This is a genomic window from Limnohabitans sp. WS1 (assembly GCF_003063265.1).
In the GTDB taxonomy this organism is placed as follows: domain Bacteria; phylum Pseudomonadota; class Gammaproteobacteria; order Burkholderiales; family Burkholderiaceae_C; genus Limnohabitans_A.
The window spans coordinates 1-14,611 of record NZ_NERU01000012.1 but is presented as its reverse complement, the minus strand read 5'-3'; the positions used below and the strand labels follow the sequence as shown (position 1 = coordinate 14,611).

Genomic DNA, 14,611 nt, shown 5'->3' with positions numbered 1-14,611 from the left:
AGGCGTGAGCATCCCAGTGCCTGTCAACGGCGAATTGCAGGTTTAGATCACCACGAAGTCGGTACGGTTCAAGTTCGCGTTGGGCGTGACCGTGGCAAACAACACTTGGTTGATCGTCAGGTTGCTGCCGTCTGCGTCATAGAACATCTGACCTGTGGCGCGGTTGTAGATGATGAAGTCATCGATCTGGGCCGCTGCCGTGCCAGCCACAAAGTTGGCGGCTGCCAAAGTGCTGCCGGCCGTCAAGTTGCCCAGTGCTGTGAACACCGCGCGGCTCAGTGCAATCACCTCACCGTTTTGTGCCACTGCAAAGTCAGTGATTGAGTCCACTGTGCCGTCCAAAGCCGAGTCAAACACATAACGGTCTGCACCTGCACCGCCGGTCAAGGTGTCGGCACCTGCACCACCGCTCATGGTGTCGTTGCCGGCATCACCCACCAAGGTGTCGGTGCCCGCTCCGCCAAACATGGCGTCGTTGCCCTGGTTGCCTTTGAGGCTGTCGTTGCCAGCATTACCCGTCAGCGAATCGGCGCGTGTGCCACCCGTGATGGTGTCGTTGCCCGCGCCACCGGCGAGGGTCAGTGCCACAGTCGAAGCACCATTGCCCAATGTTTGTGGCGTGGTGATCAACGAGGTATCGGTGGGCGTGTTGGGGTTGTTCGGCACGTTGGGGGTCACTGCACCTGGACGGATCACGTTGACAAAATCATCCACCGTGAGGGCAAAAGTGCCCGTCATGGCGATGGTCATGTCAGCGTTGGTGTTGCCTGTGCTGTTGATCGACACCAAAGTTTGACCGTTGGCAGTAGTCACCATGACCTGATTCACGTCGGTGAACACGGTGCTGCCAGCTGCCAGCAAGGTCAGCGGTGTGGCATAGGACGAGAAGTCAATCTTGTCTTGGGTGCGCACAAAGTCAGTGATCAAGTCACGGGCGTTGTTGGCAGTTCCACTGTCACCGGCCGTAAATTTGAAGACGTCGTTGCCAAAACCACCGGTCAAGGTGTCAATGCCCGTGCCGCCAATCAGGGTGTCGGTGCCTGCAAATCCGCTCAAAGCGTTGTTGCCAGTGTTGCCCGTCAACACGTTGTCCAAAATGTTGCCTGTGCCGTTGATGTTGCCGTTGCCAGTCAGTGTCAGACTTTCAATGTTGATGAAGTCCAGCACGGTGGTTGCGTTGGCCAACACGGTGTCGTTGCCACCGCCGACTGCTTCGGTGATGGTGTCGGCAGCATCCAGCGTGTAGGTGTCGTTGCCGTTGCCACCCACCAAGGTGTCGGCACCTGCGCCACCGTTCAGGGTGTCGTCGCCGTCGCCACCGGTGATGACGTTGTTGAGTGCGTTGCCTGTGCCGCGGAATGCGCCTGTACCGATGAACTTGAGGTTCTCGATCACCGTTTGGCCGTTCAGGCTGTAGGTGTTCAAGGTGGTGTCGATGCGGTCGATGCCTTGCACCAATTCAGCAATCGGCAGCAGGGTCAGGGGGTCAATCACCGCAGCACCCAACACGTCGGTCACCACGCCTTCGATGATCACGTCGGCTGCACTGTCGATCACATAAACGTCGTTGCCCAAACCACCACTCAAGGTGTCTGTGCCTGCACCGCCTGCCAAGGTGTCGTTGCCTTGGCCGCCGGTCACGATGTCGTTGCCTGCGCCGCCTTGGATGCTGACGTTTTCAGCCACCAGCACGGGGTCACCGGTCACAGGGTCCGCGCCAATGACGGGGTCACCAAACTCGTTGGCAATGTCAAAGCCCACGCTGTTGAGCGTACTGGCTGCCAGGTCGAGCACCTTCAGGCCGTTGGACAAGATGAAGGCACCGGTCAAGGGGTCGGTTTGGTACACGTTGATGATGAGTGCGCCACCGACCAGGGTGTCGTTGAAGCGTGTGCCGATCATGGCTTCAATGTCAGCCAAGGCATCACCCGGAATGGCCGTGGCCAAGTTGGGTATGCTCATGTTGACGTTCACGCCCACAACGGGACCATTGAGCACCAAGACCTGACCATTGCTGGCCGAGTAGTCCACCGTGTCATAGCCCATGTCGCCGGCCATGGAGTTGCCCACGCCAGTGTCGGACGCGTCCATCACAAACAGGTCGTCGCCAAAGCCGCCGGTCATGCCGTCTAGGCCTGCACCGCCGTAGATCACGTCGTTGCCTTCGGCACCGTCGATCAAATCGTCACCGCCGCCGCCGTACATGGTGTCGTTGCCTTCGCCGCCGGCAATGATGTCGGCACCGCTCAGGTCGCCAATTCGAGAAGGCGCAGAGCCGGTGTCACCAAAAATCAGGTCATCACCCGTGCCGCCGTCGATCACGTCGGCTTCGGTGCCACCATAAATCGTGTCTTTGCCATTGCCACCAAAGAGCTGGTCAATGCCCGAACCACCGTTGAGCGAGTCATCGCCAGCATCGCCCCACAGCAGGTCATCGCCTTGAATGTCGGTGATGGTGTCGTTGCCGTCGCCGCCGTGCAAGAAGTCATTGCCTCTGCCGCCTTCGACGGTGTCTTGACCGCCCTTGGCCCACACGGTGTCGTTGCCGCCATTGGCGTTGATTTTGTCGCCCACGCCAGGGGTGGGATCGTCGTAGCCTGCAATCACTTCACTGGCGTTGCCTGAGCCGTTGGCGTTGAGCACGCCACGTGCATCGAGGTAGTCGCCAGGGTTGCCATGGAAGGTCCATGAGCCGTCAGCGTTTTTGACCCAGCCTGCGGTGCTGACTTTGACTTTGTTGCCGTTGATGTCGACTGCATCGACACGGTTGGCCGCAGAGGCCAAGTCCAGTGCAAAGTTGAACACGCGCTGTGTCGGGTTTTCCAGGAACACGGTGCTGTCGGCCACCGAGAAGATGTCGGTGTACATGTTCTCGGTGCCTGTGTTGCGCATCACGATGTCAGAGAACAGCTGGGCTTCGATTTCGGCCAGCATGTTGGTGCCGCCCAAACGGTTCAGGTAATAGAAGCGGTCGGCGTTTTGCAGCTTGACCATTTGCATGGCAAAGATGAAGTCAAAAGTGCTGCCCAGCATGCCGCCAGGGACTGCCGTTTCGGCCAAACCACCCAACCAGAAGTCAATGGCGTTGTAGCCTTGGTCGTTGCTCATGAACGCGCCATTCAGAATGGCCGCATTGGCTGCTGTACGCAACGCAGTGGCGTAGGCCGCACTGTCGTCGGTTTGCAAACCATTCCAGTAAGAGATCTGGGCATTGCCACCAAATTGTGTCAACACGGCATCGCGTGAGTAGGCCATCACAAAGTTGACCAAAGTCTCTTTGTGCATCAGGTTGTCGTTGAACTCAGTCCAGTTGCTGTAAGGCTTGAGGTTGGCCACACCTGCGGCATAGAGTTCTGCACGCACGCCGTTCAAAGACAACATGCCGCTGTCGCGTCCACGCACAATGTTCAAGGTGGCCAAGTCCAAAGGCAGACCCACCAGGTTGTTGCGCAGCGCATCGGTCACCCAGATGTCAATGCCGTTGCCCACTTGCTGTGAACCGCCCAAAGCGAATTCACCAGCGGTGCTGTGGGTGTAAGCCATGGGGTTCAAGAAGGCTTCGATCAGACCCAGGTCACCGGTCAAGCCGGCTTTGACGGCGGTCATGCCAGTGGTGGTGTTGGTGGCCGATGCGTCGGAAGCGGCGGCGTTGTTCAGATCCAAAACCAACTGTGTGCTGGAATTGATGCCAATGACTTTGAAGCTGCCATTGAGTTTGTCGGCGGACAGCCCACCCAAAGAGGCGTTGATGCCCGACAAGTCCACATAGTTGCCAATGCGCAAGTTGTGAGCGACATCCAAAGTCAGAACCAAGGACTCTGAGCCTTCAGTCACCGACAAGGCGGAGCCGTTGGCCACAGCGTCGGGAATGGGTTTGCCATTGGCGTCAAACTTTTGCATGCCCACCGTATCGGTCAGCATGGAGTGACCAAAACGGTAGACCGCGTGGGCAAATTCGGCGCTGATGGCGGGGTCGATGGTGACGTCGTAGCCTGCAAAACCCGTGATGTTGGGGCTCAGCTTGCGTGTGAATTCGCCAAACACCAAGTGTTGGTATTCCATTTCGGTGACCAGCTTGGCTGCCTGGAACAGCATTTCGCCGGTCCAGAGGTTGCCATGGGCGTCGACCATCATGTCGTTGGCTGCAGGTGTCAAGAAGGCCTTGATTTGTTCCAACACGCGGGCGTGTTCAGCATGGAACACGTCATGGATAGCGGTCAAACCAATGTTTTCGTTGGAACGGCCGTCGCCTGCCACAAAGTGCCTGTCGAGCAATTCGTTGTCGTAGGTGTTGGCCTCGTTGGCGATTTCACCGTTGTCAAGCACGCCGTTACCGTTCAAGTCACCGTTGACGACAGAGTCGCTGTCGGCTGTCAAAGCCGCACCATTGGATTTGACCGGACCTGCTGTGTGGGCAATGTCGTCCAGGAAGGAGTGACCGATGGTTTGCAGACGCAGGTTGGACAACACCGCTGTGTTGTCAATGACGCCTGCTGAATTCCAAACGGTTTGGTTGACCGTCAAGTCGCTGTTTTGCACATAGAAAACAGCACCAGTGGTCAGGTCACGTGCGACCAACCAAGCTTGGCCGTTAACCAAGTAGCCAGAGCCACCAGCCACGTTGGTCAAGAAACGCACTTCTGGAATGTCCAGAACGTCCAAGTCTTTCAAAGTGATGCCAATCAGTTTGGCGTTGGCCTTGATGTCGGCCCAGGTGGCCATGCCACCGTCAACACCACTGGTCAAATTGCCTGTGACCAGGCCGTTGGCATCGTATTCACGCAAAAACACCGTGTGGCTGGCGCTCGAGCCATAAGACTGGCTCAAGTCGATGAATGGCGAGATGGTGTTGATGCTTTGGTTGCCAGGGGCAGTCAGGACCAGCTTGCCGTCAACCTCTGAGGCGGTCACGCCAGTCAAGCCTTTTTGGGCTTCAATGGCCGTGACCACAGCAGTCAAGCTCTGGTTGGCCGCAATGTTGATGGCCACGTTGTTGAGCATCAACACACCGCCATTGCCGGAGTCGGTCATCACCGTGCCGGTGACGGTGGGGGCAGCGGTGTCTGTGAGCGAGTTGTTCAGGCCCAAGGAGGTGATCAGGCTGTCGGTGCTGACGGCGCCAATGCCCACTTGAATGATGTTGGTACGCGAGGCGTACATGAAGTTGATGGGGCTGCCAGGGACGTACAAGGGATCGTTGGGAAGCAGCGGAACCATCACCGCGCCGTTGGCACCCTTGTGCACCAAGTCCAGGCCGTGGTCAAAAAACTGACCAAACATGGCGGTGAAGACGCTGGTAGGCAGTGGGTTGACGTTGCCTGTGAAGGGGTTCAAACGGCCTTGGGGCGTGAGGGCTGGGTTGTCCAAAATGGCCAGCTTTTGTTCGCCGGTGGTCACATAACCAATGGCCGCCATGGCTTCAGGGCTTTGGTCCACAACAATGTTGCTGACCACGCGAGGCGAGCTGTCAACCACGCTGGTCTGTGTGTACAGGTTGCCATTGGCAACGCCTGTGACGGTAGTGGCCGTGCTGGCGGGGGTTGCCGGGATGACCAAAGAACCTGCAGCGGGGCCCGAACTCGAAACGGGCGTGTTGGGCGTTGTGAGTTGGCTGGGAGCTGTTCCAGGGGCTGCGTTGGTGCCAGTGGTGTTGGTCAGGCGAACAAACGCTTGATCGGCAGCGCCCCAAGTGGGGTTGAGTACGTTATTGCCAATGCCTGATACATCGCGAATACCTGTTGGGTCGAGCACGGTGCCTAAGGGTGCGTTGCGTGGGTCGTTGCCTGGCAGGGTCAGCTGGGCAAAGAGAAAATCAATGTCGGTTTGATTGAGTTGCATGATCCGTGTATGTAAGGGTGGGTTGACGGTGCTAACATGATATGAGAAATTTGTTAAAAACAAAGTGATTTGCAGTTGTTGCAAATTGTTTTTGTGAAAAATGCAAAAAAGTTACATTGAGTAACTTTCTGCTTTTGATGATTTGATCGGGTTTCCACCAGTTAATTTGCAATTTTTTGGACATATGCACTATTTAGGTGCCAAAGTCTGAGCGTTTTGATCGGCTTTTTTGTCATTGGTAATGAACTGGTGCAGACCATGGGCCAATCGGGTGCAACAGTCGGCGCTGTTTTGGCTCAGTCGCTGGGGCATTCAGGCCAGGCTTTTTGTCTTTTGTGCAGGGAATCGGCCGTGATCAAGGCCATGGTTCTTCAAGAGGGTGTCGTAAAATGAAACTGACACTTTTTGCAAATTCCGCCCGCATTTCAAGCTCACCCTCATGACCGAACCTCACCAGCCCACGCCCTCACGCTGGTACTTGGCCAGCACCAAGCCCCGCCTCGAAAAAGTGGCCCGCTTCAACCTGGAAGAACAGGCGTTTGAGGTCTACCTGCCGCTGTACAAGCAGTACAAAAAAACCGCCAACGGTCCGGTGGAAATGTTCGAGCCCATGTTTCCCCGGTACATCTTTTTCAGGCCCCAAAGCCAAAACCAAAGCATTTCGGTCGTGCGCAGCACCAAGGGCATCCACAACCTGGTGCGCTTTGGCTTTGAGCCCGCCTCGCTCGACGACGAACTGCTCGAGCGCATCCGCCAGGTCGAACACCTGCGCAACAACGCCAGTTTGCTCGAAATCAGCCAACTCAAAGCCGGCCAAACCGTGCTCTTCAAACACAGCGCCCTGAGCGGCCTCGAAGGCATCGTGCAAAGCGTCTCCAGCAAACGCGTCGCCGTCCTCCTCCAAATCATGGGCCACCCCACCTTGGTCAAAGTCGAACACCACCACGTCGAACTGAGCACCTGACCCTGTAGGAGCGACGCCCCCATGTAGGAGCGACGCCCCCGTCGCTATAACCCCCGCAGACCACCAAGAATCGCCCCGAGGGCGGGGCTCCCACAAAATGCGGTGCATGGCCCCTGTAGGAGCGACGCCCCCGTCGCGATGACCCTCGCACACCACTCCCATCAACAAAAGGGCATGACCTGCCCCCTGTAGGAGCGACGCCCCCGTCGCGATAACCCCCGCAGACCACGACCCATCGCCCCGAGGGCGGGGCTCCCACACAAGATAGATACACCCGCACACCACGACCCATCGCCCCGAGGGCGGGGCTCCCACACAAGATAGATACACCCGCACACCACGACCCATCGCCCCGAGGGCGGGGCTCCCACACAAGACAGATACACGCGCAGACCACGACCCATCGCCCCAAGGGCAGGGCTCCCACAAAAGCCAGGGCATCCCCCTGTAGGAGCGACGCCCTCGTCGCGATCACCCCCGCACACCACGACCCATCGCCCCGGGGGCGGGGCTCCCACACAAGACAGATACACCCGCACACCACCCCCCATCGCCCCGGGGGCGGGGCTCCTACAAATAATGCCATCAGGCCAAGCTGGTTTAAAAATTTATTAATTTTGCCAATTATTTCATCGATTAAATCAATTAACTCATATGTTTCATTAAAACATTACAAAAAGCAATCCATTGAATTTATTAAATATAAATATTTACAAATTGTATTTTTATGTCAGTTAAGTATCAGTAATAAACCTACAATCGTCGGTTGTGTTGGCATTTTCGTGCTTGAAACACTGCGGTAGCCTGCCTGTTTAAATGGCGCTATTTCTATTAAGACGATACCCCGTATCCGATATTGATTGATCTCATGTCCAGCCCCTTGAAAATCACCTCTTCTGTTTGGTCGGCACAGACTCAAGGCTGGGTCTGGCGTGGACTGGTGTTGACGGCACTGTGTTTGGCGGGGGGCGCTTTGCATGCCCAGGACAGCATGGGCGTCATGCCGACGGCCAACGGTTCTTTGGGCAGCAGCGGTGTCGGTGGTGCAGCCCCTGTGAATGTTCAGGCCCCAGGTGGCTTGCCAAACCCCGTGCCGTCCATGCGGTCACCACTGGGTGCTGCGGTTTCGGGGGGGGCCAACCCTTTGGGCGCCTATGCCGACATGGGGCAGGGCACAGGCCCTGTGGGTCAAGTGGCAAGCGCTGAACGCCCGGCTTTGGGAACCAACCAATTTCAGCGTTTTGTGCAAAACGCCACTGGCCGCGACTTGCCCTTGCACGGCTACAACCTTTTTAATGGCCAAAAGTACAGCGCACTGGCCAACTTGCCGGTGCCTGCAAATTACGTCATCGGGCCGGGTGACGACATCGACCTCAAGCTCTGGGGCTCGGTGGACATGGCCCAGCGCCTGACGGTCGACCGCAACGGGCAAATCAACATCCCCAAAGTTGGCACAGTCACCGTGGCGGGCACCCGCGCCGATCAGCTCGAAAAAACGCTCAAATCGCACATTGGCCGCGTCTTCAACAACTTCGAACTCAACGCCACGCTCGGCCGCCTGCGCAGCATCCAGGTTTATGTGGTGGGCCAGGCTCGTCAGCCTGGTGCTTACACTGTGCCCGGCATGTCCAGTTTGCTGAGCACCTTGTTTGAAAGCGGTGGACCGTCTGCCACCGGCAGCATGCGCCACATTCAGCTGGTCAGGGCGGGCAAAACCGTCACCACGCTCGACCTGTACGCCTTCATTCACAGTGGTCGCACCGAAGGCGACGCCCAGCTTTTGCCCGGTGACGTGATCGTCATCCCCCCAGCTGGCCCGCGTGTGGCGGTGTTGGGAGCTCTGGACGCACCGGCCATTTATGAACTTCGCCAAGCGCAAGAAACGCTGGCCCAACTGCTTCAATACAGCGGCGGCATCAAGGTCATCACCACGCCGCACAAAGCCCTGGTTGAACGCATAGACACCGCCAACAAACAAGCCCCACGCAGCGTGCAAGAGCGCAGCCTGGACGCACAAGGCCTGCAAAGCACGGTGCGCGACGGTGACGTGCTCACCTTGTTCCCTGTAGGCCCCCAGTTTTCCAACGCAGTCACCCTGCGCGGCAACGTGGCGGCCCCCCTGCGCTACAGCTTTCAAGCTGGCATGCGCATTGCCGACCTGATTCCCGAGCCCCAAGCCCTGATTCAAGGCGACTACTACACCCGCAAAAACATCATCGTGCAATACGAGACGGGCAAAAACGTCTCGAGTGACCGCGTCATCAACGACGTCAAAAACCTGCTCGACGAAATCAACTGGGACTACGCCGCCATTGAACGGCTCGATGCGCAGCAAGTCAAAACCCGGCTCATCCCCTTCAACCTGAAAAAAGCCATTCAAGACAAAGACCCCGCGCACAACCTGCCCCTGCAAGTGGGCGACGTGGTCACTGTGTTTGGGGTCAAAGACCTGCCCGTACCCATCGAGCAACGCACCCAGTTTGTGCGCATTGGTGGCGAAGTCAAAGTGCCCGGCATCTACGAAGTCAAACCCGGCGAAACCCTGATGCAACTGCTCGATCGTGTGGGTGGCTTCAGCCGCAATGCTTACGCCTACGGCACCGTCTTCACCCGCGAAAGCACCCGCCGCGAACAGCAAGCCAACCTGGACAAAGCCATTCGCAAGATGGAGCAAGACATCAACAACCAGGCCGCCACCCAGCTGCAAAACGCCATCGACTCAGAAAAAACCAACGCCGCCCAATCGCAAATCGCTGGCCAGCGCCTGTTGCTCAAGCGGCTTGAGGGCCTGCAAGCCAGCGGCCGTATTGCACTCGAAATGTCAGCGGCCGACACCCAGCTGCCCCACATCGTGCTCGAAGACGGCGACAGCATCACCGTGCCACACAAACCCAGCTTTGTGGGTGTGGTGGGGGCGGTGCAAGCCGAAACCAGCTTCATTCACAAAGTGGGTTACACGGTGGGCGAATACATCGAAAAAGCAGGCCCCACCGCCACCGCCAACCTCGACGCGGCCTTGCTCATCCGTGCCGACGGCACCGTGCAAGCCAACAAAGCCCAACGCAGCTGGACGGGCCGGGGCAACAGCCAATTCATGAGCACCCTCATGCAGCCCGGCGACACGATTTTTGTGCCCGAAGAACTCGACCGCCGCAGCGCCTACACCCAGTTCATTCAGGGTGCCAAAGACTGGACCGCCATCCTCTACCAATTTGGCATTGGCGCGGCAGCCCTCAAAACCCTCAAGTAAGCCCCCAAAGGTGGAGCCGCAACGGCGCTCCCGTCACTCGCAACACATGCCACAGCCCACCGTCCAGCAATGGATCGAGTCTGGTGAAACCCAAACGCAGGAATTTAAAACCTCGTTTGACAAAGCCTGCATCGAAACCCTGGTGGCTTTTGCCAACGCCAAGGGCGGGCGCGTGGTGGTGGGCGTGACCGACCGGGGTGCCGTGCAAGGAATCACGCTTGGCAAAGAAAGCCTCAACGAATGGCTGAGCAAAATCAAAGATGCCACCAGCCCGGTCTTGATCCCCGACATCCAGGCCCACAGCCTTGACGGCAAAACCATCGTCGAGATCAGCATTGCCGAATACCCGGTCAAGCCGGTCAACACACGCGGCCGTTATTACAAACGCATCGCCAGCTCGAACCACGCGCTGAACACGGGTGAAATCGCCGACCTTTACATGCAGGCGCTGCAACTCTCGTGGGACGCCTACGAGGCGCAAGGTCACCGAGCAGAGCAACTCTCGGCAGAAAAAATCCGCCGCTTCATTCGGCTCGTCAACCAGCACGGACGTTTTGAACTGGACGAAACCAACTCCGACGCCGCACTGGAAAAGCTCAACTACCTCAAAAACGGCCAACCCACCTGGGCCGCATTGCTGCTGTTTGCGCAAGAGCCCCTGCGGCACAACGTCCACATCGGCCGCTTCAAAACGCCCAGCCTGATCATTGACGACCGCCAATTCACCGACACCTTGTTTGAAGTGGTCGAGCAGGCGATGAAATTCATCGTCTCGCACATCAGCGTGGCGTTTGAGTTTGACGGCAGCATCCAGCGCAAAGAGCGCTTTGCCTACCCACTGCCCGCCCTGCGCGAAGCGCTGCTCAACGCCGTGGTGCACCGCAGCTACACCGACCCCAGCGACATCCAAATCAAAATCTTTGACGACCACATCACCATCTTCAGCCCCGGCACCTTTTATGGTGGGCTGACCGTGGCCGAAGTGCAGGGCGACAACTACCGCTCTAGCCTGCGCAACAAACGGGTGGCCGAAGGTTTTTACCTCGTCAACGCCATCGAAAAATATGGCAGCGGCTTCATTCGCATCCGCAAAGCCTTGCAGGACTACCCCGAAGTCCAGTTTGACATTGCCGAAAAGTTTGGCGGCGTCATGGCCACGTTCTCACTTCAGCCGGAATCATCCCCAGAAGCATTGGGTGTTGGCATGAATGAGGGAGTAAGTGGCGGAGTAAGTGGCGGAGTAAGTGGCGGAGTAAATGGCGGAGTAAATAGTCCAGAAGCCTTGCTCTTGATCATTGCCGAGGCTCCCGGCTTGAACTCAGCAGCACTTGTGGCTCGAAGTGACAAACCGCAGCGAACCGTCGAACGCTGGCTCAAACAACTCAAAGACCAAGGCCACATCGAATTCCGTGGTGCCCCCAAAACAGGCGCCTACCACCCCACCACCAAAAAATAACGCCCTGTCGCAGCGCACCCCGTGCGCGATGCCACGCAAACCCCAACACCCACCATGACCACCGCCCTCGACCCACACGACCAGCCAGACGACGAAATCAGTCTCCTGGACCTGCTCCAAGTCATCGTCGACAACCTGCGCCTGCTCGTCCTGGGCCCCTTGAGCGTTGGCATTTTGGCGCTGGGCTTCAGCTTCCTCGTCAAACCCACCTTCACGGCCGAAACCAGCTTCTTGCCCCCACAACAACAGCAAGGCATGGCCGCCAGCATGCTCGCCAGTTTGGGCGCACTCGGCGGCTTGGCTGGCGCGGCCACCGGCCTTAAAAACCCGGCCGACCAATACGTGGCCTTCCTCAAAAGCAACAGCATCGAAGACGCCCTGATCGAGCGCTTCAAGCTCACAGAACGCTACGAAGCCAAATTCAAATCCGAAGCCCGCAAAACACTCGAAAGCAAAGTCAAAATCGCCAGCGGCAAAGACGGCCTCATCACCGTCAAAGTCGACGACACCGACCCCCAAATGGCTGCCGACATGGCCAACGCCCATGTGCAAGAGCTGACCAAACTCATGGGCCGCTTGGCCGTGACCGAAGCGCAGCAACGCCGCCAATTCTTTGAAAAGCAGCTCCAGCAAACCAAAGACAAACTCACCCAGGCTGACATTGCCCTCAAAGAAACCGGCATCTCGGGCGACGTGCTCAAAGCCAACCCCCAATCGGCCGTGGCCGCCGTGGCCGCACTGCAAGCACAAGTCACCGTGCAAGAAGTCAAGCTCGGGGCCATGCGTGGCTACTTGGCCGAAAGCGCCCCCGACTTCAAACAAGCCCTGACCGAGCTGGCCACCTTGCGTGCCCAACTGGCCAAACAATCACAAGACAGCAGCGGCGCAAGCAAAGGGCAGGGCGGCGCCCAAGGCGACTACGTCACCAAATACCGCGACTACAAATACCAAGAAACCCTGTTCGAACTGTTTGCCAAACAATTTGAAATGGCCAAAATTGACGAATCACGCGAAGGCGCCAACATCCAAGTGCTGGACGCCGCCCAACCCCCTGAGCTCAAAAGCAAACCCCAAAAAGCCCTGATCGCCATCATCGCCACCCTGGCCACAGGCTTTGCCTTGCTGCTGTTTGTCTTCATCCGTCAGGCCCTGCGCAACGCGGGGCAAGACAGCGAATACGCCCAAAAAATCCAAGCCCTGCAAGCCTCGTGGCGCAAAGCCATTGGGCGGTAAAAGCGGGCTGATTAAAACAATCGGGATCTGACCCCAATAACCTTTGTAGGAGCGACGCCCTCGTCGCGATAAGCCTCGCAGACCACTACCCATCGCCCCGAGTGCGGGGCTCCCACATTTTGAAAAATCGGGATCTGACCCCAATTTGTGACCCCAATTTGCAGATCCCCATTTGTCGGGTCAGCACAGGCAAACCGCATAACACTTAAAATGTATCTCATTATTAACAAAATCAGTTAATTGTAAATAATGGGAAACACTATGCCTCAAAAATCACCACCATTGAGCGAGATCACCGCAGCCAAGCTCAGCAGCCTGGGGGCGCAGCTGGCTGAGCGGCGCAAAGCTCTGGGCGTCAGCGCCACGGTGGCGGCAGAGGCTGCAGGCATGTCACGGGTCACGCTGCACCGCATCGAAAAAGGCGAACCCTCTGTCACCATGGGCGCATGGAGCAACGCGATTGACGCACTGGGCATGCAATGGCAACTACAACCCACTGAAGTAGTCCAAGCCACGCCCACCGATCGATCCGGCTGGTGGCCTGTGCGCATTGCGCTGGCCGACTACCCGCAACTCAAGGAACTGGCCTGGCAAGTCCATGGCACAGACCACCTGACCCCGGTCGAAGCATTTGACATTTACGAACGCAACGCACGGCACATGGACATGCCCAGCATGGACACCCAAGAACAAGCGCTGTGGCAAGCCCTGCAACAAGCATTTGGCAAGCGGGCCGCCCATGTATGAGCGGCCACACCACCAACGCATCGCGCATGTTTTGAGCGCGTTGGATGCCAGCGTGTTGGCTCAAAACGCTTGCTGGTTTGGTGGCGGAACCTGCATTGCCTTGAAGTTTGGTGAATACCGCGAATCAGTGGACATCGACTTTTTGGTGTCCGACCCTGCAGGCTATCGAGAGCTGCGCCAATTGCTCACGGGCCTTGACGGGCTGGCACCCATCACGCGCCAAGGTGCCATGCCGCTGGAGTTGCTGCGTGAAGTGCGCGCAGACCAATACGGCATTCGTACGCAAGTGCGCATGGACGGGCACGCCATCAAATTTGAAATCGTCCGGGAGGCGCGCATCCTGTTCCAAGAGCCAGAGTCGCAAGACCAAATATGCGGTGTCAGCACCCTGACGCTGCTCGACCTGGCGGCCAGCAAAATGTTGGCCAATTCAGACCGCCAAGCCGATGACGGCGTTTTCAGCCGCGACATCATTGACCTGGCCATGCTGAATTTGAAACTGCCCCAACTGCAAGAGGCTCTTGCAAAAGCCACCGAAGCCTACGGCAGCAGCGTTGCCAGAGATTTGGCAAAAGCCATAGAGAGAATGCAAAACAGGCAAGGCTGGCTGGATCGGTGCATGCAAGCCATGGCCATGGACATGCCCAAGGCAGTACTCTGGCAAAAGATAAGACGCCTCCGACAAGTGTTGCCTGCAGCGACATGACTGAAAACAATCGGGATCTGACCCCCATGGCACTACCTTAAGCAAACTGTGCCCGGATCTGCTGGCGAGCCAGCGCGCGTGGGATCGTCAATAAAGGCAGCGGCTTGGGTCTTCTCTTTTTGGCGCGTGGCTCAATTCGTCCTGGTCGCTTGGGTAAAACGCACTCAGAAATCTTGCGCAGCAATGTGGCCGTCAGCTCACTTAACTTATCAACAAAGCACGGGCTCATGCGAGACGCAAAAGCCAAGAGCAAGCGCCGGGCACCCGTAAAGCTCAATTCTCTGGGGGCTACCTTCACCAACTGCGCCGCACGCATCATGCTCCAACGCACCAAGTTATAGGTCAACAAAAACACCGCGATTTCTTTTCTCACCATGTCCGGCGACTTGCAACGTAAAACATCCATATCCATGGCCA

7 protein-coding genes and 1 pseudogene are annotated in these 14,611 nt (G+C 57.5%); 6 read left to right on the top strand and 2 right to left on the bottom strand.

All coding sequences use genetic code 11. From position 1 onward, the window contains the following. Positions 1 to 42: 42 nt before the first annotated feature. Complete coding sequence (locus B9Z48_RS22065) at positions 43 to 5,838, bottom strand: peroxidase family protein (protein WP_108379253.1); 5,796 nt, start codon at positions 5,836 to 5,838, stop codon at positions 43 to 45. Between the two features lie 439 nt (positions 5,839 to 6,277). Between B9Z48_RS22065 and B9Z48_RS14255 the strand changes: the two genes are divergently transcribed. The 6 genes from B9Z48_RS14255 to B9Z48_RS14230 all read left to right on the top strand — a co-directional run bounded on the left by B9Z48_RS14255 (position 6,278) and on the right by B9Z48_RS14230 (position 14,194). Next, positions 6,278 to 6,802, top strand: coding sequence for a transcription termination/antitermination protein NusG (locus tag B9Z48_RS14255; RefSeq protein WP_108379251.1), 525 nt, complete (start codon positions 6,278 to 6,280; stop codon positions 6,800 to 6,802). An 868-nt stretch (positions 6,803 to 7,670) separates the two neighbouring features. Next, positions 7,671 to 10,052 carry an SLBB domain-containing protein gene (locus B9Z48_RS14250; protein WP_108379249.1) on the top strand — a complete coding sequence of 794 codons (2,382 nt, stop codon included), beginning with the start codon at positions 7,671 to 7,673 and terminating at the stop codon, positions 10,050 to 10,052. A 46-nt stretch (positions 10,053 to 10,098) separates the two neighbouring features. Further along, positions 10,099 to 11,508, top strand: a complete 1,410-nt coding sequence (locus B9Z48_RS14245; RefSeq protein WP_108379247.1) for an RNA-binding domain-containing protein — start codon at positions 10,099 to 10,101, stop codon at positions 11,506 to 11,508. Positions 11,509 to 11,562: 54 nt separating this feature from the next. Then, entirely contained in the window at positions 11,563 to 12,741 is a 1,179-nt protein-coding gene (locus B9Z48_RS14240; protein WP_108379385.1) for a Wzz/FepE/Etk N-terminal domain-containing protein, read from the top strand. 261 nt (positions 12,742 to 13,002) lie between these two features. Beyond that, entirely contained in the window at positions 13,003 to 13,488 is a 486-nt protein-coding gene (locus tag B9Z48_RS14235; protein ID WP_089963929.1) for a helix-turn-helix transcriptional regulator, read from the top strand. Beyond that, positions 13,481 to 14,194: a nucleotidyl transferase AbiEii/AbiGii toxin family protein gene (locus B9Z48_RS14230; RefSeq protein ID WP_108379245.1), complete on the top strand. Its 714-nt coding sequence runs from the start codon at positions 13,481 to 13,483 to the stop codon at positions 14,192 to 14,194. Before B9Z48_RS14235 ends, B9Z48_RS14230 begins: the two co-directional genes overlap by 8 nt. 37 nt (positions 14,195 to 14,231) lie before the next feature. Here B9Z48_RS14230 and B9Z48_RS14225 read toward each other — a convergent pair. Then, a pseudogene (locus B9Z48_RS14225) lies at positions 14,232 to 14,611 on the bottom strand (IS4 family transposase); the annotation flags it as partial.

Bases quoted from the DNA above. Each gene is read 5' to 3' on its own strand.
- B9Z48_RS22065 (WP_108379253.1), bottom strand. From the start codon at position 5,838: ATGCAACTCAATCAAACCGACATTGATTTTCTCTTTGCCCAGCTGACC.
- B9Z48_RS14255 (WP_108379251.1), top strand. From the start codon at position 6,278: ATGACCGAACCTCACCAGCCCACGCCCTCACGCTGGTACTTGGCCAGC.
- B9Z48_RS14250 (WP_108379249.1), top strand. From the start codon at position 7,671: ATGTCCAGCCCCTTGAAAATCACCTCTTCTGTTTGGTCGGCACAGACT.
- B9Z48_RS14245 (WP_108379247.1), top strand. From the start codon at position 10,099: ATGCCACAGCCCACCGTCCAGCAATGGATCGAGTCTGGTGAAACCCAA.
- B9Z48_RS14240 (WP_108379385.1), top strand. From the start codon at position 11,563: ATGACCACCGCCCTCGACCCACACGACCAGCCAGACGACGAAATCAGT.
- B9Z48_RS14235 (WP_089963929.1), top strand. From the start codon at position 13,003: ATGCCTCAAAAATCACCACCATTGAGCGAGATCACCGCAGCCAAGCTC.
- B9Z48_RS14230 (WP_108379245.1), top strand. From the start codon at position 13,481: ATGTATGAGCGGCCACACCACCAACGCATCGCGCATGTTTTGAGCGCG.